The organism is Pseudomonas sp. CFBP13508, from assembly GCF_005233515.1.
Classification (GTDB): Bacteria; Pseudomonadota; Gammaproteobacteria; order Pseudomonadales; family Pseudomonadaceae; genus Aquipseudomonas; species Aquipseudomonas mercuritolerans.
In genome coordinates this window covers 444,663-466,704 of the sequence record NZ_QFZZ01000001.1, presented here as the reverse complement: position 1 = coordinate 466,704, position 22,042 = coordinate 444,663, and the positions used below count along the sequence as shown (strand labels likewise).

Sequence of the window (22,042 nt, the reverse complement as noted above, 5' to 3'; positions counted from 1 at the left end):
CCTTATTGCGCCGCCAGCCGCCGGGCTTTCCAGCCCCAACCTTGTTGCATGCCGGCGGCGGCCAGCAGGATCGCTGCGACGCCTATCCATTGCAGCAATTCGAGGCGATGGCCGAAGGCGAACCAGTCAACGAAGATCGCCGCAATCGGATAGATAAAGGACAGCGCGCCGGTTAATGCCGTCGGCAGCTTTTGAATCGCGCCGTAAAGCAAGACGTACATCAGACCGGTGTGCACGATCCCGAGAGTCAGCAGACTGGCCCAGGCTTCGACGCCTTGCGGCAACGCATCGAAATGCGCGAACGGCGCGAGCAACAACACACCTGTGCAGACTTGAATCAGCGCGATCAGATGTGGCGGCGTGCCGGTCAGGCGCTTGATGATCAGTGCCGCGATCGCATACAGAAACGCCGCGCCCAACGCCAGGGCAATCCCCATCAAGTAATCGTTACCCTCCTCGCTTTGCGTGCCATGGGCGCTGACGATCGCCAGCATGCCCATGAACGAAATCGCCAGCCAGAACAGCTTCTGCAGGGTAATTTTCTCGCCGAGAAACAGTGCCGCCAGACCGACCAGCATGAATGGCTGCACGTTATAGACCGCGGTGCCGATGGCAATCGAGGCGCGGGAATAGGACGCGAACAGCAGCACCCAATTGCCGACAATCGCCCCACCACTGAGCACGGCGAGAAGAAACGTAGTGCGGGTGAGAATCCCTGGGCGCAGGAAGCCAAACCCGGCGCAGACCAACAGCAACGTGCCGGCGCCGAACACGCAGCGCCAGAACACCACGTCCAGTACCGGTTGCCCGGACACCAGCACAAACCAGCCGATCGTCCCGGATATCAGCATGGCGGCGGTCATTTCCAGCGAGCCGCGGCGAATTGGGTTGTCCATTATTGTTCTCCTGAGGCTGTGAGCGAAGCGTGGCAAAAGTATGCCAAGCGCGCCTCGGGCTGCTCCAGCGCATAAAGCAGGCTAAACTTGGTTTTCGCCTTTTTTATCGAGGGTGATTTGCGCCCTTTGCCTAATCCGGAGTTTGAATGTGACTGACGATATCGATCAGATCCTCATCAGCGCGCTTATGGAAGACTCGCGGCGCTCACTGAAAGCGCTGGCGCAGATCAGCGGTTTGTCATCGCCAAGCGTTGCCGAACGGTTGCGGCGCCTGGAGGAACGTGGCGTGCTCAAGGGCTACACCGTGGAGATCGATCCGAAGTGCTTCGGCTATCAGTTGCAGGCGATCGTCCGTGTACGGCCGCTGCCAGGGCAATTGCAGGAGGTTGAGCGGCAGATCATGTCGATCCCTGAGTTCACCGAGTGCGACAAGGTCACCGGTGACGACTGCTTTATTGCCCGCCTGCATGTGCGCTCGATGGAGCAGCTCGATACCCTGCTCGACCGACTGAATACGTTGGCTGAAACCAACACCGCGATCGTCAAGAAGACCCCGGTGAAACGGCGGCTACCACCGATGGCGTAGATGTCTTTTGGGAATGATCAGGGTAGATTGTGTTTTTTCGCGGCTAAGGAATGGCGGTATGAAAATTCAGGCAATGCTGCTGGCGGCCCTGCTGATCGGCGGTTGTGGCACGATTCAGACGGTGGCGCGTAGTGATCAGGCTGCCGTGAACGGCCTCAAGGAGCAAAAAAGCTATTGCGGCGCGGTACCAAGAATCTACAGCGGCCTCGCCTATGATTTCTGCACGCTGAACGCACCGCTGGCCTCAGGCATCGATCCCGATGACCACCGCAACGCGGCCATTCCGGTGGTGCTGGTGGACGCCGTGGTGTCCGGCGCGCTCGACACCTTGCTCCTGCCCTACACGATCTATCGTCAGCAAGTGGACGGCAGCATCGTCATCAACTGAACGACTACTTTCTTCCAGACAATAAAAAACCCGCAGAAGCGGGTTTTTTATTGCAGCCATTACGATCAGTCGTCGCGGCTCATGATGCCGAACAGTTGCAGCAGGCTGACGAACAGGTTGTAGATCGATACATACAGGCTGATGGTCGCCATGATGTAGTTGCGCTCGCCGCCGTGGATGATCGCGCTGGTCTGGAACAGAATGCAGACCGACGAGAACAGCACGAAGCCGGCGCTGATCGCCAGTTGCAGGCCGCTGATCTGGAAGAAGAAGCTCGCCAGCGTAGCGCCCAGCAGGACAAAGAAACCTGCGGTGATGAAGCCGCCAAGGAAGCTCATGTCCTTGCGGGTGATCAGCACGTAGGCCGACAGACCACCGAACACCAGCGCGGTCATGGCGAATGCCGAGCTGACCACTTCAGCGCCGCCCTGCATGCCCAGGTAACGGTTGAGGATCGGGCCGAGCAGGAAACCCATGAAACCGGTCAACGCGAAGGCGGACACCAGGCCCCACGCGGAATCACGGAGTTTGTTGGTGAGGAAGAACAGCCCGTAGAAGCCGATCAGCACCACGAAAATGTTCGGGTAGCCGACACGCATCTGCTGGGCTACGAAGGCCATCACACCGCTGAATGCGAGGGTCAGAGCCAAGAGACCATAAGTGTTGCGCAGGACGCGGCTAACCTCTAGCTGCTCAGCCTGCACGCTGTTATTAACTGCGTAATCCTGTTCGCGCATGGCGACACTCCTGTTGGTTTGAAACGTTCAGTCGCAAAGATCATAACAGACGCTCTGTAACAAGCCATGCAGAGAGTTTGACAGTGTGTTTCATTCAGGTATTATGGCGCCCGCAACGCAAACGGAGGTGTGGCCGAGTGGTTTAAGGCAACGGTCTTGAAAACCGTCGACTGTAACAGGTCCATGAGTTCGAATCCCATCGCCTCCGCCATCTTATGTACGACAAAGCCCTGATTATTCAGGGCTTTGTCGTTTCTGGCGTTTGAAAATCGAATCTTCCCGTTTGCGGGTTGTCCCTATTCTTCGATCGCTCGCAGCCACTCTCCAGCCGTCAATTTCCAAGCTACTTTGCCTTGACCGCAATGGCCCCGAATTCAAATTGGCGTTAGCATTTCATCCATCCGGCTTAACAAGCCTGTTTATTCAGATCAGGGTCGCATTGTGGAAAAGCTAAAACGCCTTCAAAGCGGAATCGAAGGGCTCGACGCGCTGCTTCAGGGCGGCCTGGTGGCGGGTGCTTCGTACATCATTCAAGGGCGTCCGGGTTCCGGCAAGACCATCCTCGCCAATCAGTTGGGGTTTCATCACGCCCGCAACGGTGGTCGTGTTCTGGTCGCTACGTTGCTGGCCGAGTCCCACGATCGTCTGTTCCAATTCCTGTCGACGATGAGTTTCTTCGACGCTTCGCGAGTCGGCGCCGAAATTCAGTTTGTCAGCGCATTCGATACGCTGGAAAACGAAGGCCTCGATGAAGTCGTGAAGCTGCTGCGACGCGAAATCACTCGGCAGAAGGCGACCGTCATGGTCGTCGACGGCCTGCTCAATGCACGCTCCAAAGCCGACTCGCCGATCGACACGAAAAAATTCATCTCCGAACTGCAAGGCCACGCAGCTTTTGCCGGTTGCACCGTGCTGTTTCTCACCAGCTCGCGCCTGGACGACGGCAGCCCCGAGCATACGATGGTCGACGGCGTCATCGAAATGGGCGAAGAGCTGTTCGGCACCCGCTCGGTGCGTCGCATTCATCTGCGCAAGACTCGCGGCAGCGGCGCGTTGACCGGTCTTCACGAATGTGAAATCACCGATAATGGCCTGGTCGTTTACCCGCGCCTCGAAAGTCTCTACAAGCGCCCTTCCGCCCCCGACAGCGCGGACATGACGCGCATTCCAAGCGGCATTGCTTCCCTTGACGAGATCTTTGGTGGCGGCTTGCACAGCTCCAGCGTCACGCTGGTCATGGGGCCTTCCGGCATCGGCAAGACCACGCTGGGTCTGAAGTTTCTCTCGCAATCGACGGTCGAAGCGCCTGGCCTGCATTTCGGTTTCTATGAAAGCCCGCAGCGCCTGCGCCTGAAAGGCCGTTCGCTGGGCATTGATATCGAACACATGGAACACAGCGGCGCATTGAGCATTGCCTGGCAGCCAACAACGGAGGGTTTGCTCGATGGCCTCGGCGCACGCCTGCTGAGCCTGGTCGATGAGAGAGGCATCAAGCGCCTGTTCATCGATAGCCTGAGCGGCATGACACGGGTGTCAACCACACCGGAACGCATCACCGACTTTTTCAGTGCACTGATGAACGAACTGCGGTCCAGAGGCGTGACGGTCTTTGCCTCCTGGGAAATGCGCGATTTGTTCGGCTCCGAGGTCAGCGCACCGAACTCTGACCTGTCCAGTATTGTCGACAACCTGATCCTCATGCGGTTCTTTGAAAATCACGCTGAACTTCGCAGGACGCTTTCCATTCTTAAGGTACGCGATAGCTCCTACAACCCGTCGCGGTTCGAGGTGGTTGTACGCGATCAAGATGTGTTCCTGGAAAAGGCTTTGAAAAATGAACCTTCAGTCGCAGCTGAGTCATTGCCTGGTTCAATTTCGTAAGTCTTCAAGCGGGTTGAAATAACATGACCACCATTCTGGTAGTCGACGACGAGTATCTGATTGCTGACATTCTTGGCTTTGCGCTTGAGGATGAGGGCTTCATGACTGTGACCGCGAGCAATGGCAAGAAGGCTCTAGAAGTGCTGGAAAGAGAACGTCCAGCCCTGGTCATCACTGACTTCATGATGCCGGTCATGGACGGCCTCGAATTCGCCGAAGCCGTGCGTGCCCAGCCGTCCGTCAAACACTTGCCGATCATTCTCATGAGTGGCGCGCAAGCGCACATCGGCATGCAGCGCTCGGATCTGTTTGATGTGGTAGTGCCCAAGCCGTTTGATATTGCGGTGATTGTGGCTGAGGTGAAGAGGCTGTTGGGCTCATAGATACTCGACGACAAAGGCAATTTCGGCATTGGCATCGCCCGCTCGCATTTGCGCATTGGAAGGCTCGATGCGCACGAAGCGGGCTTGCAAGGAAACGGATGCATTACCGCCGCTCGATGTTGGCGCTTTCATTATGTAATTCTGGTTCAGCTTGAGTATCGTCCTGTCACTGAAGCGCATTTGCAATGCCAGCCCTTTGGCAGTGGAATTACTGTTGAGGTGTACCACGCCGGTATCAGCGCTCCATGCAGGGCTGCCCGCAGTGGGCGAAAAGGAGTACCTGAAGTTATTGATTCCGGGAGGACAGTTTTTCATATCAAGAAAGAAGTATTTCTCCTTCGCATAATCACCGTTCTGCAAAAAATCGCTCATGGTGTAGCTGCCCATATCCACTTTCACATCAGGTGTTTCACAAGACTGCGAGACGATCCGCGTGCCATTTGTATTCATTGCCAGAGGCTCGATCTCTGCAGCGACGAAGGTCCCAAGTTGGCCTGAGGGTATCGTCGCACTGCCGGAAATAGTTCCCGTCTTTACAAAACGCAAGATGTGCTCAGAACCATTCCAACCCCAACCGCCAGCAGTGTCGGTAGTTCCTGGAAAGCCTTTCCACGCTTTCCCCGATGGCGGTCGGACCCATTGCCAGCCGATTCCGGTATTTCCGATAGGAAAAATCTCCGCGCCCGGCTGAGTAACGCCGACAGTATTGCGTACACCTTCGTTGTGTACCGCAGAGCACCTGAATGAGCTGGGTATGGCGCCCAGGGTCACGATCGGGCTTTCATAGATAACCGTGCCGTTGGGCGTGTCACGAGGCACCGAGATCGTGGCTGGAAGAACCACCCTGACACTGCCCTTGGAATGGTCGGGATAAAATTCGCAAACTGCAGCCATTGCGTTAAATGGCAGTAAATACAAAAAACCGACAATTAAAACATGGGAAAACTTCATAGCAATCTCTCTGAACTCGCCGTGTTTGCAAACATTTGAATGGCGGACGATTGCGTGAACTATCAGCAGTAAACGCCACCAAAGCGGCAGCAGACGATAATGAAAAAAAGGAGCTTGAGCAAAAAGTTTATTTATTCGCAAACAAGACAATTCTCATGGACCCACAAGAAACTTTAGATAGTCGGTTTAAACAAGAAGCCTTCTGCGAATTCGTTAACAAATGTTAGCCGTTATCGACATACGCAAATAGAGCACAATTTAAGACTCGTCTTAAAGGCCCAGCGAATCGAGGTTATTACACTGTCTACTCTTGATAGGAGAAACGATTCCGTGAGAGCCCTCGATACCCTCAATAGCTCAAAACCCCAGAGCAACGCCGCCATCTACTGCCTGACCATTCTTGCGCTGGCACTGATCGCCATGACTGTGGTCGCCGGCTACCAACTCAATGAACTGTTTCCACTGAAGGCTGTGGTGCAACAACAGGAGGTCCAACTCACCCAGCGCGCCGATGCAATCCAGTCGATGAGCGCAGAACTGAAGCGCCTGGCGGAACAGAAACAGGTTTTGGAAGCCGACCTGCTTAGCGCAAAGGAACAGGCGAAGGCCGCTGAGCACGCAAAAACCGAACTCGAAAACAACCGACAGGCAGCCCTGTCCAGCGCGGCGTTAGAGGATGAAGATTCACTGTGCGCGATCATCGAGCAAAACATCCGACTTGTTGCGGACCAACTCAATCGCGACGATTTCTTCCGCCTGCGTGATGAGCGCGAAGCTGAAGCCGAAGCGGTACTTGAAAGCTATGAAAAACAACTCGCCAGCTGCATTGAGCAGTTGACAGCACAAACCGCATCGCCAGCACAAACTGACTCTGCACCCCATGCGCAAGACTTTGCTGCGCCGATCGAGCGCTGATCAAAAAGCCCTGGTAGCCAGGGCTTTACGTTTACTGATTAAAGTTTGAATTCCTTGGTCAATTTGTTCAGCGACGCCGCCAATTGCGACAGCTCCGCCGATGCGACTGCGGTCTGTTTCGATCCCTCTGCGGTTTCACACGAAAGGTCGCGAATGCTGATCAGGCTGCGATCCACTTCACGCGCAACCTGAGCCTGCTCTTCTGCAGCGGTTGCCATCAGCAGGTTTCGCTCGTTGATGAGATTCAGCGAGCCAGTGATGTCGGTCAGCACTTCGCCGGCGATATTGGCCATTTCGAGCGTTCTCTCGGCCTGAGCGCGGGTGTGGCTCATGGAGGAAACTGCGCGGCTGGTGCCCGACTGAATGGAGCTGACCATGGACTCGATGTCCTCGGTCGACTTCTGAGTACGCTGCGCCAGCCCTCTCACCTCATCGGCAACCACGGCAAAACCGCGACCCGCCTCCCCCGCCCGCGCCGCTTCGATCGCTGCGTTCAAGGCAAGCAGATTGGTTTGTTCGGCAACCTCTCGGATAACGTCCAGCACGCTGCTGATATCGCTCGCCATGGTCGATAGCGCCTGCACCTCAGCCGAGGTGCTGTGCACGCTGGACACCATCAGGTTGATTGCGGCTACCGTGTCGCTGACCTGACTTCGACCGGCAATGGCTGCCGCGCTTGATTCCGACGTCAGCTGCGAGGTCGATGCGGCGTTGTCTGCAACCTGCTCCACCGCTGCACTCATTTCAGTGACGGCGGTGGCGGCCATTTCGATTTCATGGCTCTGACGTTGAGTGATACGCGAGATATCTTCAGTGACGCCGTGCATGACCTCCGAGGTCTCGGCCAACTGCGTGGACGAATCACGGATCATGATCAAGGCATCTCGCAGACTGGTTTGCATCGCCGCCAATGACGACAGCATTTGCGCCGCCTCATCGGAGCCATCCAGCGCAATGGTTTCGCTCAGATCATTGGCGGCGATGCATTCGGCCACCCTTAGCGAGCCTGCAATGGGTACCGTCAGGCTGCGGGTATACAACACGGCCAGGGCCAACGAAGCACCGATCGCGATGAGAATGAACACACTGACGATCAACAGCGTGTGCTCATAGACATTGTCGGCCTGCTTGCCCGCCTCATAAGCTTCTATCTCGTTGAGAGCAATCAACTTCTTGAGCGCGACCTGTACGCCATCCGACGCCGCACGCATCTGATTCCTGGACAGCGCAATGGCCGCTTCAAGCTGCCCGTTCGCCACTGTTTCAAGGTATTGATCTTGCGCCTGATCGTTGACCTTCTGTGCTTTGGCAAACTCCTCGAACGCCTCGCGCCCGGCGTCAGTCGCCAGCAGGTCAATGAGCGCACGCTGATGATTTTTGATCATCTGACGCGACTGCTGGATGTCAATCAGGGCCTGCGCTTTGCGCTCACTCGTTTCAATGGGATTGCGCAAGCGAGCGTTGTTGCCCTTGATTTCGACGAACTCGCGATCGAGTTGGCCGAGCAGCTTGATACTCGGCACGATCGTCGTCTCGACGTACGTTTCTGCCTTGTTGAGCAAGTCGACTTGCTGCAGAGCGATCAATCCGATCGCGATAATCATGAGACAGAACAAGCCGAAACACAGCGCCGAACGCGGCGCGAGATTGAGTTTACGAAGCAGCATGATGCCTTACCTTAGAGTGTATTCAAGACAATGGGGTAAACGAGTGGGCAGCAGAGCGGCGCTGCGGTATAGCGCCTCGGCGCATACCTGGATCAACGCGGGAAGGTGCGGTAGCTAGCGGTTGGCGCACGGAGAGAGTGTGGAGTTGGTCGAGGCCGGCTCCGCAATTTCCTTGAGCGCCGGGTCGGCCAGCATCAGAAAATCTGCCAGTCGCGGCAGATTGATTTTCGAGACCAGGCGCATCCAGCGTTGCGGATGCGGGTTGAAGAAGGTCTTCGACCACTGGTGATCATCGTTGGGATTGAAAATCAGCAGATGACGAATCAGCGGGTTTTCCCCGAAAAAGTCGAGCGGATCCATCGCCATTTCGTTGAGCAACTCAGCATTGACGACGACCAGGCTCAACCGTTGAGGGCAGTAATACGTCAGTATTTTCAGGTCACGATAAGTGCAAACGTTCAAGACGCTGAGACAGCCCAGCTTGTTGAACTGCTGTTCGATTGACTGACCTCTGCGCACATCGCTATCGGCGATCAGGATCCGCAAGGATCTACTGCGGTTATTTTCAAGAAACATCGGACACCTTTGGCAGCTCCATTCTTCCTTTCAAGAAAATAACCAAGGGCCAACCTGCCTGATATGAGACTTGTCTCAAAAATGAACGCAGGGATAGATGATAAAAAGCCACACCTTGACGACAGCCCACGCGATCGGCGCATGGTCTGGCTCAGAAAGTGTTGAAGGAGGGATTTTGCAACGCAGGGGAGTCGCGACGAGCCAGAAGCGCGGGACGGTTCTGTGCGAACCAGACAATTCTCATTATTAACGCCCCTTTTTGTCAGTAACCTTGAAACAAGGGGCGCAGACTCATTCTTTCCAAGCCATCAAGGCAGCGTCATCGTCACTACGTAATTACCGCTCGTTATCTGGTGACCCTTGTTGTCCGTGAGCAGCAAGCGCTGGTCGTAATAATCGTCCTGCTCATGAGTATCGGCAATCACCTTCACAAACACCTGCTGGCGCGACTCACCTCGCCCTGCCGCACTGACGTTGTTCACGGTAAAAATCTGCCCGGTGTTTGCCTGGGGGCAATCAAGCAACTCGACAGAAGAATGGCTGGCGCCACTCGCAATGCAACTTGCCTCGACAATTCGACCGCTGAAGCGAATCACTCCGCTGACCGGCGCAGACTGGGCTGCGCTGACGGTGTCAAAACCGAGCAGGCAAAGGCAGGCAATCAATAAAGGACGTCGAATGATCATCGCGAAACTCCATGGTTATTAACCAAGGTATCGCCCGCTGCAAAATGATCTTTAACGTCAGCTTCAATGCAAGGCCAGTCGGATGGTCATGAGCCGATACGTTTACAGCTCGATCCGTTTGATTTTCTTGATCAGATCAGCCTGTGCATGCTCCAGCTTCAATGCACTGCGATTGAGGTCCAGCGGATCGATAACAGGCGCCTCGCACTCGGCCTCAAGCTCGTTACACGCCTCAATGACCTGATGCTCGGCAACAATGCGCGCCGCCCCCTTGATGCGGTGCGCCAGGTCAGCCAACAGCCCGGGATCGCTTTCGGGTATTAGCGAATGCAACTCCTCCAGATCCTTTTCGCAACTCGACAGCGCCTCGCGCAGAAGTTCTTTCATCATGTCGAGATCGCCCCCGGTGAGCTCGTCAAGACGCTCGCGAATCGAACCCAGCTCCTTGATAGTCGCCGCAGGCGGGCTTTCAAATGGCTGGGTTTCAACATTTTTTTCCCAGCCTGCAAGCATGATCGACAAGGTGCCGAGACTGATCGGTTTGAACAGGCAATCATCCATCCCGGCCTCCCGGCATTTCACTTTTTCTTCCGGCTGCGCGTTGGCCGTGAAGCCCAGTACGATGCACGGCGATCCACCACTTTCGCGTTCGTCCTGGCGAATGGTGCGGGCCAGCTCATAGCCGTTCATGACCGGCATGTTGCAGTCCGTGATCACAATGTCGAACGGCTCCGAGCGCCACAGCGCCAATGCCTGGGCACCGTCGGCGGCATCACGCACCGCCTGGCCAAGGAAACTCAGCTGCTGCGTCAACAGCAGGCGGTTGGCGCTCTGGTCATCGACTACGAGAATCCTGAGTGTCGGTACCGGTTTGTCCTGAACAACCGAAACAGGCAGCACTTTGCCGCCAAGCGGGCTGAGAATATTGAAGAAGAGCGACACTTCCAGGCAGGTGCCTTTGCCAAGCGTACTGGTAATGTTCAGCCGCCCGCCCATCAATTCGCACAATGAACGGGAGATCGCCAGTCCCAGACCGGTGCCGCCTCTGCTGGAGGGACCATGATTGGCTTGGGAAAACGGCTGGAACAGATTCTGCAGATCGGCGCTGGAAATGCCGATGCCGGTGTCCTCGACCTTGAGGTCGACCTGTAAGCGTTCGTCAGCGAGACGTTGGCCGCGAATCGAGACGCTGACATGACCGGTGTCGGTAAACTTGATCGCGTTGCCCACCAGGTTCGAGAGCACCTGCTGGAAGCGCATCGGATCAACCAATACGTCACAGCCGACAGTGGCGTCGATGTCGAGCTTCAGCACCAGACTCTTCTGCCTGGCCAAGCCGTCGAACACCCGCGCCACGGATTCGACCAATTCGCGCAGGTTGGCACGTTTCGGCGAAAGGCTGACATGGCCCGATTCGATGCGTACCACATCGAGGATATCGCCGATCAGTTCCAGCAGACCTTTTGCCGAGTCGTATGCCACTTCAATCGCCGGCCGATCGAAGTGTCCCTGCTCGGCACGCTTGAGGGTAAGTTCGAGCATGCCGATCACGGCGCTCATCGGCGTACGGATTTCGTGGCTCATGGTCGCCAGGAACGTGGTTTTGGCGCGGCTCGACTCGTCAGCCAGCTCTTTCGCCGAACGCAACTCCTCGATGAGTTCACGGCGTTCGCTGATATCGATCCAGCCGCAGATCACGCCTCTGACTTCACCCGCCGTGTCGTGATACGGCTGGATCCAGTGGTAAATGATCAGCCGCGTATCACCGACATGCAGCGTGCGATCCACCTCGTAAGGTTCGTCCTGCTCGATGACGCGCAGGTAGTCGTCGTGAAATTGCAACGCCTCCTGACGATTGCGCTTGCCGCTTTCGAGCACGGTCTTGCCGATCACGTCCTTTTCCAGCAGGCCAAATGTTTGCAGATAATTATTATTGCAGGTGACAAGCCGACCTTCACGATCACGTACGTAGATGGGATGCGGCGTGCCGTTGATCAACGCGCCCATGAACTTCAACTGATCGCCCAGCAAGCGCTCTGCCCGGCTGCGTTCGCGGATCTGCCGGCGAATATAGAAATTCCACGCCAGCGATCCCAGGATAATCAGGAACGCGCCAGCGCTGATCTGGTAGATCAGCGCCTTGTAATCGCGCCACGACAACCCCGAAAACGCTGCAATGGGACGCCACCTGTTGAGAATTACGTCCAGCTCATCCGGCGGAATGCTCAGCAGCGCCTTGTTCAGAATGCTGACCAGTTCGGTATCGGCACGCCGCGCGGCGAAAGCGAGGAAGCCTTTGTTCATGCCGACGATGTTGGAGATACGCAAGCTGTCGCTGTAGATGTGGGCGATGTAGTAGCGCGCACTGTGCAACGTGGTAATCATCGCGTCCGCTCGACCGTCCTTCACGTCAGCCAAGGCGCCCAGAACTGTTTCGTTATCAACGATCTCGATGTCGGGGTAGTCCTTGAGCAGCTCACGCTCAGCCGAACTTTCGGGCACTGCGACGCGCTTGCCGCGCAGCTCCTGCAGGCTTGAAGGCGCGCCTGCGTCCTTGGTGGTGACGATCACAAAGGGGCTGGCAAGGAACGGATGAGTGAAACGCATGCCGACTTCCCGCGAGACCGTTGGTGTCAGCAGAGAAATATCCGCGCTGCCATCCAGCAGACGCGTGCTCAGACTGGAAAAGCTGTCGGTGCGCTCGACATTGATCTGCAAGCCGGTACGCCGCTGGATGAGCTCGAGCAGATCAGCGCCGATCCCGCCGAAGTTGCCGTCACCATCAAAGAATGCAAACGGTGCCTGATCGTCATTGATCACGAACCGCGCGACCGGATGCAGCTCAAGCCAACGTGCTTCGCCGGGTGTCAGGTCAATGCGTTTGGGCGTCAGCGCCCCGCCGCCGCCCGACCAGCGCTTGGTAATTTCGGCAATCTTCGCATCACCCAGCGACTCGAGGGTCGAATCGATCAGACGCAGCAATTGGTCGTTGCCCCGGCGCAAGGCAAAGCTGAAACCGCTGGTTTGGGTTTTGACGAAAGAGTGCAGCCGCACATAGTTGAAGTAGTTGAGGTTGATCAGGTAATTGCTCGACACCGTATCGCCGAGAAACAGGTCGACCTTGCCAAAAGCCAGCGCAGCCAGTGCCAACTCGTTCGATGGAAAAAGCACGAATTCGGCGTTGGGGTATAACGCGTGTAATTGACTGGAAGGCAGGTAATCGTCGGCAACCGCAATACGCAAACCGGCCAGATTGGCCGGCATCGGTCGTCGATCATCGCCGCGCATGAACATCGCCGGCACGTCTTCGACATAAGGTTTGCTGAGCGTGACGAGGCCATCGATCAATTCGAAACTGTTGGAACTGCCCAACATGTCGATGTCACCGCGCTCAAGTGCGGCCATGGCGTCACGCCGGTCAGGGTAAGCCTTGACGGTAATCTCAACATGCAGTGCCTGACCGATAATGCAGGCGATATCGGCGGCAATCCCCTCATAGCGCGTACCGCTGGCGGTCATGACATAAGGCGGGAAATCCGGAAGCGCAGAACCCAATATCAGGCTGCGCTTTTGCCGCAGCCAACTCCAGTCTTCATTGGCCAGATCGACTTGCAGCTCCTTGCAGTCCGAGCGACCGAACACCTGCAAGGTGCGCGGCTCTGCTGCCAATAACACACCACTACTGAATACGAAAAGCACACTGATTAGCAAAACACCGCGCAACAGATGAAACATAAGCGTGTTATCCCTGGTTGTCGGCTGTCAGGCTGTGCTGCAACTTGAACAGCTCTGCGTCACCACGAATGCCAAGCTTTTTGAAAGCGGCCTGTTTTTGCCCACTGATGGTTTTGCGACTGCGCGAGAACTTCAAGGCAATCTGCGTCACCCCCATCCCCTCGAGACAACAGCGCAAGACTTCTTTCTCTTTAGGTGACAGCAGAGGATTACTGAGGAAATCGTCGCTGTGCGCCGCGCTCTCGTCTTTGGCACCGGCGGGCTCTTCGATCGATGCTGGCAACACGTCAAGCTCAAAGGCCATGGTTGGAGACAGGTACAACTGGCCGGACGCTGCACAGCGAATGGCAGTAATCAGGTCATCGACCGACTGTGACTTGCCGAAGAATCCACTGACGCCCGCCCCGACCGCCATGTTCACAACTGCCGGGCGCTCTTCTGAGGAAGAGACGAGGATGCGCATGCCCGGATATTGCTTGCGCAGCAGGCGGATCAGATTGAGCCCGTCCAGCTCCCCATCGTGCAGTTTGTAATCGAGTATCAGCAGGTCGATGTCGATTTCGCGCAATCCGGCGAGCAACTGCGCGCTGCTGCCATACACACCTACGACACTGAACTCGGCTTCGCGCGTCAGCCGCGACTTCATCGCCAGACGTATGAGCGAGTGATCATCAAGGATGGCAACGCGTAACGGATTCACGACTGACCAATGCATGAACAGCTCCATGATGAAGAGTGTTGGAGGACCATCAGCACTTGGCAACCGCAGCAAATCCCGGGCATCACCGAAGCATTCAGGTGCATCTGATTGATTTCTCGGCACATGATGAGTGTTTTAAAGGCGTGACGAAATAGGGCTTTGTCCCAAAAGTCAGAATGCCGCTTGCATCAACGATCGGATGTGCCTATTGCGCGGCGCCAGGATGACTTCTGACCCTCGAAACGCCAGTCGACCAAATGCGCCCAATTCATCGGGCGAGCATAGAAGAAGCCCTGCCCCCACTGACAACCAAGCCGCGCCAGATGCTGAACCTGATCTGCGGTTTCAATACCCTCTGCCACCACGCGCATGTCCAATTCCCGCGCCAGGGCCAACGCCCCGTGGATGACCGCGCTGTAGCGCGCCTGATGGAAATTCTGCACGAAGCCGGCGTCGAGTTTGATTTCGTTGAACGGCATCTGGCACAGCCGCTCAAGTGAAGAATAGCCGACACCGAAATCATCGATTGCCAGACTGAAGCCGAGCATGCGCAGACGCACCATGTTTTCCATGCTGATCTCGGGCATCTGCAGCAGGCCGGTTTCCGTGAGCTCGAAAATGAGCCCAGCTGGCGAGGCGCCATGGATGCGCAACAGCGCCTTGATCCGGTCGACAAGATTCGGATTGGCCATCTGCGTCACGTCGAGATTGAACGCCAGCTTGAACGGCTTGCCGTGAGACTGGACGAAGCGCTGCAGACTCAAGCCTTGCGTGAGCAGGCTGAAAAACATCTCATCGAGCAGACCGCAACGCTCGATCGTCGGCAAGAACATGCCTGGCGAGAGCAAGCCGCGACTGGGGCTCTGCCATCGCACCAGCACCTCGGCGCCATCCACCTCACCACTGCGCAGATGAAACTTGGGCTGGAAATAGGCGCGAAATTCCTGACGGCGTATCGCTTCGAGCACTTCGTTCTCCGAAGGCTGATCGAGATGACTTTCCACCACTTTGGCATCGCCCGGAGTGTGCGGCCGATAACGCGCCAACAATGGCCCCAGCACATCGACCATCAGAGGCTTGCCGACACTGCCAAGCAATTCCAGCCCCTGCAACGTGACAATCCGGTCAACCGTGCGCAACAAGTCTTCAGGCAATGAACTGCAGATGATCACTGCACGAATCAAACCGGCTTCTCTCGCCAGGCGCAAGAACGTCAAACCATCCATCCCGGCCATGCTCAAGTCACACAATGCAACGTCCACGCCTCCAGCCTGGGATATCACAGCCAGCGCATCCTTGCCGTCAGCCGCCTGAAAGATATTTTTGTACCCCAGACTATTAAGCGCACTGACTGCCGCCGTGCGCTGAAAGGCGTGATCTTCCAAGACCAATATACGAAGCGTGTTCACAAACCTGGAACCTCTTTCTATCAGTCGTTAATAGCGAAAGTCTGAATAATCTTTCAAGCAGGACGCCCGCTCACAAACTTTGCGTTGACTGAGAATTTCTGCATCCGCGAATACTAACCAGACAAAGACCGCACGACTTTGAGAATTGTCTCATTTGGTTCGCTGCACCATTACCGCAAATATAAATACGCCACGGCCATATTACTGACTGGCTCGCACCTTTATCGCTTTAAGACAAATCCCAAAGACCCGCCACCACCGCACACCTAATATGGCCTGGCATTTCAATGCAGCACTTCACAATAACTTCGGATATAAACATGAAAAAGTTCGCTTTCGCAGTACTCACTCTTTCCGTACTGGCTGCCTCCACTGGTGCAGTGGCTGAAGAAGCCGCCAAAGCTGTCAAGGGCGGCAGCGGTCAAATCAGCTTCACCGGCGTTATCAATAACGACGCTTGCTCGGTAGATGGCGCCTTGGGTAACGACAAGATGATTGCCGTGGACATGGGCAGCGTGTCGATCAAAGACATGGGCACCGACTCCGCTCCGGGCGCCGGTCGTGTGGCCGCCAACGATTTCAACCTGAAAGTGAACTGCAACGCTGGCACCAAGGTTTCGATGCTGTTCAAACCAACCGTAAACGGCGGTTCGGGCCTGGTTGATGGCAAGAAAGTTCTCAAGCTACAGGGTGCAGACGCGGCCAAAGGCGTTGGTATCGCACTGCTGGACAGCAATGGCCAGTTGATCGACCTGAGCTCCGAAGCCACTGCCAAAGTGCAGACCAACCTGACTGGCGACGCAACCACAGGCGGTGACGGCACCCTGTCGTTCGCAGCCGCTTACGTCACCACCGGCGACAAGACCACCGCTACTGCCGGTACCGGTAACGCCACTCTGCCGTTCGTTCTCGAATACGAATAAGCAGCCCGCAATACCTGGACGGGGCCGCTGTGCCTCGTCCTTCCCGACCAGATTAATCGGTGAAATCTATGTTAAGTCGCTACTTTCCGCTTTGCCTGGGGCTTGCCGGGGTGTTGATGACGCACTCGGCATTCGCCAGCATCTCCTTGAGCTCCACCCGGATTATCTTCGATGGCGCGCACAAAGAGGCGAATGTCACCGTGCGCAACGGCGGACAAACCATTCTGGCGCAATCGTGGCTGGATGCCGGCGACACGGCTGGCAGCGCACCGCCTTTCGCAGTTACTCCACCACTGGCCAAACTTGAGCCCAATCAACAGCAATTACTGAGGATTCTTTATGAAGGCCGCGGCATGCCTGCGGACAAGGAGTCGGTGGTATGGCTGAACGTGCAGGAAATCCCCCAGGCCAGTGCTGCCGATGTCAACACGCTGCAATTGGCGGTACGTCAGCGTATCAAGGTCTTCTTCCGCCCGGACGGACTCACCGGTGATGCCGCAAAGGCACCGGAGCAACTTGCATGGCAATTGGTCACTCAGGCTGGCAAGTCGGTGCTGAAAGTAAAAAACCAAAGCAACTACCACGTGTCGCTGGCGGATCTGAAAGTCGTTGCAGGGAAAAAAGCGGAATTGGTAATTGATTCGACAATGATCGTTCCAGGGGAAGTTCGCTCATTCAATCTGAAAGATCTGCCAGCTGGCACTTCGCATTTGAGTTTTTCAGCAATTAACGATTACGGCGCACAACAACGATTCGATGCACCACTAAGCGTTGCCGAAAGCCATGCCGAGCGCGTGAAAGATGCCTCCGCCCAGTAAATCCCCCGCCCCACCCTGCCAGCTTACAAGCTATTCAAAAGTTCCGGACTCCGGTTGAAGCAACACGGACTGATAAGGCAAATTGCATGTTTTCCTCCCAACACCACACATCTGAAAGTTGTGTTATGCATCATGTTGCGCGCCAGAAAAACAAAGCGGCGTTGGGCTGCCTGCATCCATTGTGCTTTGCTATCAACATGGCCATTTGCGGATTCGCCGTGGGCGCCGAAGCCCCGGCCGCAGTGGCGAGTGAATCTTTCAATACGCTGTTCCTTGAAGGTTCATCGGCGGTCGATCTGCAACCGTTGCTGAATGCCAACAGCGTCTTGCCAGGCCAATACCGCGTCGACGTGTTCAGCAACGGCACGCTGGTCGGGCGTCGCGATATCGATTTCGCGGCCAACCCGGTCAACGGCAAAGTCGAGCCACGCATCACCCTGGAACTGTTGCAGCAGCTGGGTGTGGACATGCGCAAACTGCGTGAGCAGGGTCTTGTTGACGAGCAACACCCTGCCGATCACTACGACCTGCCTGCAATGATCGAGCAAGCGAGTCTCAATTTCGATGCCAACCGCCTGCGCCTCAATATCAGCGTGCCGCAGGTCGCCATGGCGCGTGGCATGCGCGGCTATGTAGATCCAGAGCTTTGGGACCAAGGTGTGGCCGCCGGTTTCATCAACTACCAGCTGAGCAGCACCCGCAGCAAAACCGATTACACCACGCAAATCTCCAATAACCTGGGGCTGCGCAACGGCATCAACTTTGGTGCCTGGCGTCTGCGCAACGAATCCAACCTGAGCAGCTCCACCGGCCGGCCCAACCGTTTTGTCAGCAACCGCACGTTCATCCAGCGCGACCTCACGGCGATCAAGGGGCAACTGAGCGCGGGTGAAATCTTTTCCGACTCGGATCTGTTCGACAGCGTGCGCTACCAAGGCGTCAAGATCGCTTCTGATGAAGGCATGCGTGCGGACAGTGAGCGCGGTTATGCACCGATCATTCGTGGCGTGGCGGAAACCAATGCGAAGATCGAGGTCCGCCAGGACAACTACATTCTCTACACCACCAATGTACCGCCGGGTCCGTTCGAGATCAGTGATATCTACCCATCGGGCTCCAACGGTGACCTGGAGATCACCATTGTCGAAGCGGATGGTCGGCGCAAGGTAACCCGGCAGGCGTTCTCCGCCCTGCCGACGATGGTGCGTGAGGGGCAACTGAAGTACAGCCTGTCGAGCGGCAAGTTCAACAACAACAGCGAGGGCTATGACAAACCGGCTTTCCTTGGGGGCACTTTCGCCTACGGCTTGACCAGCAATCTGACGGGCATTGCCGGCATTCAGGCGAGCAACGGCTTCAAGGCGCTGTCCATCGGTGCGGCGAAGAACACCTCGATTGGCGCGATGTCCCTGGACGTTACGCAATCGTCCAGCAAGGCATTCGGCAAAACTACCCAGGGCAGCAGTGTCCGCGCGCTCTATGCAAAGACCTTCACCGGTACCGATACCAGCTTCACTCTCGCCGCCTATCGTTATTCGACCGAGGGTTACCGCACGCTGACCGACCATGTGCAGGACACCAGCGCTGGCGCTACGCGGCGCGCGGGCAATGCCAAAACCCGTACAGATCTCACGGTCAACCAGACCCTTGGCGAAGCGCGCCAGTTCGGCTCGCTTTATTTGAATGCCAGTGACCAGCGCTATTGGGATCGCGGTGGCTCGCGCAGCTTTTCCGCCGGCTACAACAACAATTGGCGCGACCTGAACTACAACATCAGCCTGAGCAAAACCCAGGAATTCGGCGCACGCGGTGACACCAGCAACGATACGCAATTAAGCGTTTCAATATCGTTCCCGCTCGGATCGACACCACGCGCACCGCGTGCCTACGTTTCCAGTAACCATCAGAACGCCGGTACCAGCACGCAAGCCGGGATCAATGGTTATCTGACCGAGGACAGCGACACCTACTATTCCGTGCAGACCGGGCGCAGCGTCCAGGGCGAGCGCTCTGGCTCGCTCAGTCTGAGTACCCGTACGTCGATGGGCGATATGGGCTTTGGCTACAGCCGAGGCAGCGGCTATGAGTCGCAGAACCTGAGTGCGGCCGGATCGATCGTGGCTCATGCCGGCGGCATCAATATGGGCCAGACCGTCGGTGAAACGTTCGGCCTGGTGGAAGTCCCCGGCATGTCGGGCGTCGAAGTCAGCAGCTATTCGGGTGTGAAAACCGGCCTGAACGGCTATGCGGTTCTGCCTAACGCGCAACCGTATCGCGTCAACTGGGTAACGCTGGACACGCGCAACCTGGGCGGTGAGATCGAGCTGGACAATGCCACCCAGCAACTGGTGCCAAGACGAGGTTCGGTGGTTCTTGCACGCTTCGAAGGCAGCAAAGGCAGACGCGTCCAGTTTGAACTGTACGATGCCAATGGCCAGCCGATTCCATTCGGCGCGGTGCTGTTGGATAGCGACGGCAAACAACTGGCATTGTCAGATCCGACAGGCAAGGCCCTGGCGCTGGTGACCAAAGATCACGGTGTCATCACCATCAAGTGGCAGGGCAAAAGCTGCCCCGTGCCATACAAGCTGCCGGAAAAGGTCGAGGGTTTGAACTACGAGCAATATCGGTTGGCTTGCTCTTCGAGCGCGAAGTAGACCGACCGCGAACTTGTCACTCTGCGCCCCCTCAGCCAGAACTCAGCCCTGATGATTCAGGGCTTTTCAATGCGCACAGTTTGGACATTGCCGTCATCAATAACATCGGAGTTTGCAAAACAGCTGCAATGACCAGGCAATCACTCCCAAGGCGCCGGTGACCACGCTTCCACCAGCCTGTCGATAAACAGCCGAATCTTCGGCGACAGGTGTCGCTTGCTCGGGTAAATCACCCGGATCGGCTCGGCAGCCTCGGCGTACTCTGCGAGCAACTGCACAAGCTTGCCACTGCGCAGGTCATCGTTGACCACATAGGATGGCAACGTCGCGATACCGAGGCCCGCCGCAGTCGCCTGATGCAAGGCTTCGGCGCTGTCCATTTGCAGCCGTCCGGCATGAATGACCGGCACAGGCTGACCATTGACGCGAAAATTCCACGCCAGCAATCGGCCGCCGCTGACGAAGTGCAGGCACGCATGCCCGGCGAGATCTTCGGGTGTCTGCGGTGCCGGATGTTCATTCAGATAATCGGGCGAGGCACAGGTGATCATTTGCTGGTAAGCCACCGTGCGCGTGAGTAGCCCGGAGTCTTCCTTGGGCGGACCGATGCGAATCGCCAGATCGAAACCCTCGTCGATCAGGTCGACCAGCCGATCGGAAAACGTCGCGTCGATGGCGAGCGACGGCCAGTCTCTCAGACAGCGCTCGATGTGCTGCACAACGTGCAGCCGGCCCAGTGCTACCGGCAGGCTCATGCGCAAGCGGCCGCTGGGCGTCGAACGGCGGAACGCCAAAGCCTCTTCGACCTCGTCCAGATCCTGCAAGATGCCCACACATCGCTCATACAGCACCCGACCATCGTCGGTCAGGCTCAGGCTGCGGGTGGTGCGGTTGAGCAGACGGACCTGCAGACGCGATTCGAGCCGCACGATCGATTTACCGACGGCCGAGCGGGTCAGCCCGAGTTGCCTGGCCGCCGCCGTAAAACTTCCAGTATCCACCGAGGCGACGAAGGCGGCGATGTCGTTCAGGTTATGCAGTTCCATGTGGCCTCCGGGTTTGGCATTCAGGCGGCTTGGCACCGGTTATGGGGAAACCTATTCCCCAATCATGAGCATACCATTTCGATTAGTTAAGCCATCACTAACGTCTGATCGAGGTCATATGAACATTGAAGTAAAAGCAGCTGTACAAACCTGGGCCAACAGCCTCAGCGATCTGGTGCCCGTGCTGAAGGGTATCGATACCACCACTAAGATGAGCGACATCCGCGATGCCTACGCAAAAATGCTAGGGCAGAATCAACCACCGGCTGGCGTGAGGTTTGAAGCAGTCGACATGGGCGGCGTGCCCGCTACGCTGGTGACTCCGGATGAACTCAAGACCGACGCGGTGCTGATGTACATCCACGGCGGTGCCTACATCGTCGGTCGACCTGACGGCTACCACGGCATCGGCGGCAACTACGCAAAAATGCTCGGCGCGCGGGTGTACATGCCGGATTACCGCCTCGCACCCGAGCATCAGTTCCCCGCCCCCATCGATGACACTTTGCGCGCCTATGAGTGGTTGCTTGAGCAGAACATCGCCGCCAGCAAGATTGCCTTCGCAGGCGAGTCGGCGGGTGGCGCGATGGTGGTCAGCGTGATGGTCGCGGCAAAATCCAAAGGCTTGCCCTTGCCCGCAGTGGGTTCGTCCATCTCGCCATGGGCCAACCTCGAACACACCGGCGTCTCCATGAGCAATCGTGAAGGCCTTGATCCGCTGAACTCCAAGCCCGTGCTGGATATCCTCGCGCGAGCCTTTCTCGGCGACACCTTGGCCAACCATCCGCTGGCGTCGCCGGTGTTCGCCGACGTCACCGGACTGCCACCGATTCTGGTACAGATCGGCGAAAACGAACTGATGCTCAGTGACGCCATGCGTCTGGCCAATCACCTGGCGGAAAACCGCGTCCGGGTCAATCTCGAAGTGTGGCCCGGCATGTTTCACGCCTGGCATTTCTACGCAGGCATGCTGGCCGAGGGGCAGCAGGCGCTGGAGAGTTCGGTGCGGTTTATCGAGGCGGGGTTGATTGGGGCGGCTTGCTGATCAGACAGCATTCGCTGCTGATCGGCGACACTTCTGGCTGTAT

Annotated in this window: 19 protein-coding genes and 1 tRNA gene; 10 read left to right on the top strand and 10 right to left on the bottom strand. The window is 56.8% G+C overall.

Annotation, left to right across the window (positions count from 1 at the left end; all coding sequences use genetic code 11):
* Nucleotides 1–2: 2 nt before the first annotated feature.
* Nucleotides 3–896, bottom strand: a complete 894-nt coding sequence (locus PspCFBP13508_RS02110; RefSeq protein WP_137213492.1) for a DMT family transporter — start codon at nt 894–896, stop codon at nt 3–5.
* A gap of 148 nt (nt 897–1,044) precedes the next feature.
* Between PspCFBP13508_RS02110 and PspCFBP13508_RS02105 the strand changes: the two genes are divergently transcribed.
* Nucleotides 1,045–1,482, top strand: coding sequence for an Lrp/AsnC family transcriptional regulator (locus PspCFBP13508_RS02105; protein WP_056785725.1), 438 nt, complete (start codon nt 1,045–1,047; stop codon nt 1,480–1,482).
* Between the two features lie 58 nt (nt 1,483–1,540).
* Nucleotides 1,541–1,870: a YceK/YidQ family lipoprotein gene (locus PspCFBP13508_RS02100; RefSeq protein WP_129998645.1), complete on the top strand. Its 330-nt coding sequence runs from the start codon at nt 1,541–1,543 to the stop codon at nt 1,868–1,870.
* Nucleotides 1,871–1,935: 65 nt separating this feature from the next.
* Here PspCFBP13508_RS02100 and PspCFBP13508_RS02095 read toward each other — a convergent pair whose 3' ends face one another.
* Nucleotides 1,936–2,607, bottom strand: a complete 672-nt coding sequence (locus tag PspCFBP13508_RS02095; RefSeq protein WP_008006561.1) for a Bax inhibitor-1/YccA family protein — start codon at nt 2,605–2,607, stop codon at nt 1,936–1,938.
* A 123-nt stretch (nt 2,608–2,730) separates the two neighbouring features.
* Here PspCFBP13508_RS02095 and PspCFBP13508_RS02090 point away from each other — a divergent pair.
* The 3 genes from PspCFBP13508_RS02090 (at nt 2,731) to PspCFBP13508_RS02080 (ending at nt 4,871) form a co-directional block, all read left to right on the top strand.
* Nucleotides 2,731–2,818: transfer RNA gene (locus tag PspCFBP13508_RS02090), tRNA-Ser, on the top strand.
* Between the two features lie 230 nt (nt 2,819–3,048).
* A complete protein-coding gene (locus tag PspCFBP13508_RS02085; protein WP_137213491.1) occupies nt 3,049–4,488 on the top strand; it encodes an ATPase domain-containing protein in 1,440 nt (479 codons plus the stop codon).
* Nucleotides 4,489–4,511: 23 nt separating this feature from the next.
* Nucleotides 4,512–4,871 (top strand): response regulator, encoded by a 360-nt coding sequence (locus tag PspCFBP13508_RS02080; RefSeq protein WP_016774585.1) that lies wholly within the window; start codon nt 4,512–4,514, stop codon nt 4,869–4,871.
* On the opposite strand, the gene PspCFBP13508_RS02075 is transcribed toward PspCFBP13508_RS02080, so the two are convergent.
* A complete protein-coding gene (locus tag PspCFBP13508_RS02075) occupies nt 4,866–5,822 on the bottom strand; it encodes a fimbrial protein (RefSeq protein ID WP_056785684.1) in 957 nt (318 codons plus the stop codon). The two genes, PspCFBP13508_RS02080 and PspCFBP13508_RS02075, sit on opposite strands and share 6 nt — an antisense overlap.
* A gap of 330 nt (nt 5,823–6,152) precedes the next feature.
* Here PspCFBP13508_RS02075 and PspCFBP13508_RS02070 point away from each other — a divergent pair, with 330 nt between their 5' ends.
* Entirely contained in the window at nt 6,153–6,737 is a 585-nt protein-coding gene (locus PspCFBP13508_RS02070) for a hypothetical protein (RefSeq protein WP_137213490.1), read from the top strand.
* Nucleotides 6,738–6,775: 38 nt separating this feature from the next.
* On the opposite strand, the gene PspCFBP13508_RS02065 is transcribed toward PspCFBP13508_RS02070, so the two are convergent.
* The 6 genes from PspCFBP13508_RS02065 to PspCFBP13508_RS02040 form a co-directional block, all read right to left on the bottom strand.
* Entirely contained in the window at nt 6,776–8,404 is a 1,629-nt protein-coding gene (locus PspCFBP13508_RS02065) for a methyl-accepting chemotaxis protein (RefSeq protein WP_073474635.1), read from the bottom strand.
* A 114-nt stretch (nt 8,405–8,518) separates the two neighbouring features.
* Nucleotides 8,519–8,980 (bottom strand): hypothetical protein, encoded by a 462-nt coding sequence (locus PspCFBP13508_RS02060; RefSeq protein WP_137213489.1) that lies wholly within the window; start codon nt 8,978–8,980, stop codon nt 8,519–8,521.
* 308 nt (nt 8,981–9,288) lie between these two features.
* Nucleotides 9,289–9,666, bottom strand: coding sequence for a type 1 fimbrial protein (locus tag PspCFBP13508_RS02055; RefSeq protein ID WP_137213488.1), 378 nt, complete (start codon nt 9,664–9,666; stop codon nt 9,289–9,291).
* Nucleotides 9,667–9,768: 102 nt separating this feature from the next.
* The gene (locus PspCFBP13508_RS02050; protein ID WP_240996746.1) at nt 9,769–13,341 is read right to left on the bottom strand and encodes a transporter substrate-binding domain-containing protein; all 3,573 of its coding nucleotides are present in this window, start codon (nt 13,339–13,341) and stop codon (nt 9,769–9,771) included.
* A 67-nt stretch (nt 13,342–13,408) separates the two neighbouring features.
* Nucleotides 13,409–14,116: a response regulator transcription factor gene (locus tag PspCFBP13508_RS02045; RefSeq protein WP_016774579.1), complete on the bottom strand. Its 708-nt coding sequence runs from the start codon at nt 14,114–14,116 to the stop codon at nt 13,409–13,411.
* A gap of 173 nt (nt 14,117–14,289) precedes the next feature.
* A complete protein-coding gene (locus tag PspCFBP13508_RS02040; RefSeq protein ID WP_024012832.1) occupies nt 14,290–15,510 on the bottom strand; it encodes an EAL domain-containing response regulator in 1,221 nt (406 codons plus the stop codon).
* Between the two features lie 320 nt (nt 15,511–15,830).
* Between PspCFBP13508_RS02040 and PspCFBP13508_RS02030 the strand changes: the two genes are divergently transcribed.
* The 3 genes from PspCFBP13508_RS02030 (at nt 15,831) to PspCFBP13508_RS02020 (ending at nt 19,908) form a co-directional block, all read left to right on the top strand.
* A complete protein-coding gene (locus tag PspCFBP13508_RS02030; protein WP_101159472.1) occupies nt 15,831–16,433 on the top strand; it encodes a fimbrial protein in 603 nt (200 codons plus the stop codon).
* Between the two features lie 68 nt (nt 16,434–16,501).
* Nucleotides 16,502–17,251, top strand: coding sequence for a molecular chaperone (locus PspCFBP13508_RS02025; RefSeq protein WP_041478776.1), 750 nt, complete (start codon nt 16,502–16,504; stop codon nt 17,249–17,251).
* Between the two features lie 197 nt (nt 17,252–17,448).
* Nucleotides 17,449–19,908 carry a fimbria/pilus outer membrane usher protein gene (locus tag PspCFBP13508_RS02020; RefSeq protein WP_241662842.1) on the top strand — a complete coding sequence of 820 codons (2,460 nt, stop codon included), beginning with the start codon at nt 17,449–17,451 and terminating at the stop codon, nt 19,906–19,908.
* A gap of 140 nt (nt 19,909–20,048) precedes the next feature.
* Here PspCFBP13508_RS02020 and PspCFBP13508_RS02015 read toward each other — a convergent pair whose 3' ends face one another.
* Nucleotides 20,049–20,954: a LysR family transcriptional regulator gene (locus tag PspCFBP13508_RS02015; protein ID WP_130909794.1), complete on the bottom strand. Its 906-nt coding sequence runs from the start codon at nt 20,952–20,954 to the stop codon at nt 20,049–20,051.
* A 118-nt stretch (nt 20,955–21,072) separates the two neighbouring features.
* Here PspCFBP13508_RS02015 and PspCFBP13508_RS02010 point away from each other — a divergent pair, with 118 nt between their 5' ends.
* On the top strand, nt 21,073–21,999 hold the full coding sequence (locus tag PspCFBP13508_RS02010; protein WP_161984064.1) for an alpha/beta hydrolase: 927 nt from the start codon (nt 21,073–21,075) through the stop codon (nt 21,997–21,999).
* Nucleotides 22,000–22,042: the final 43 nt, after the last annotated feature.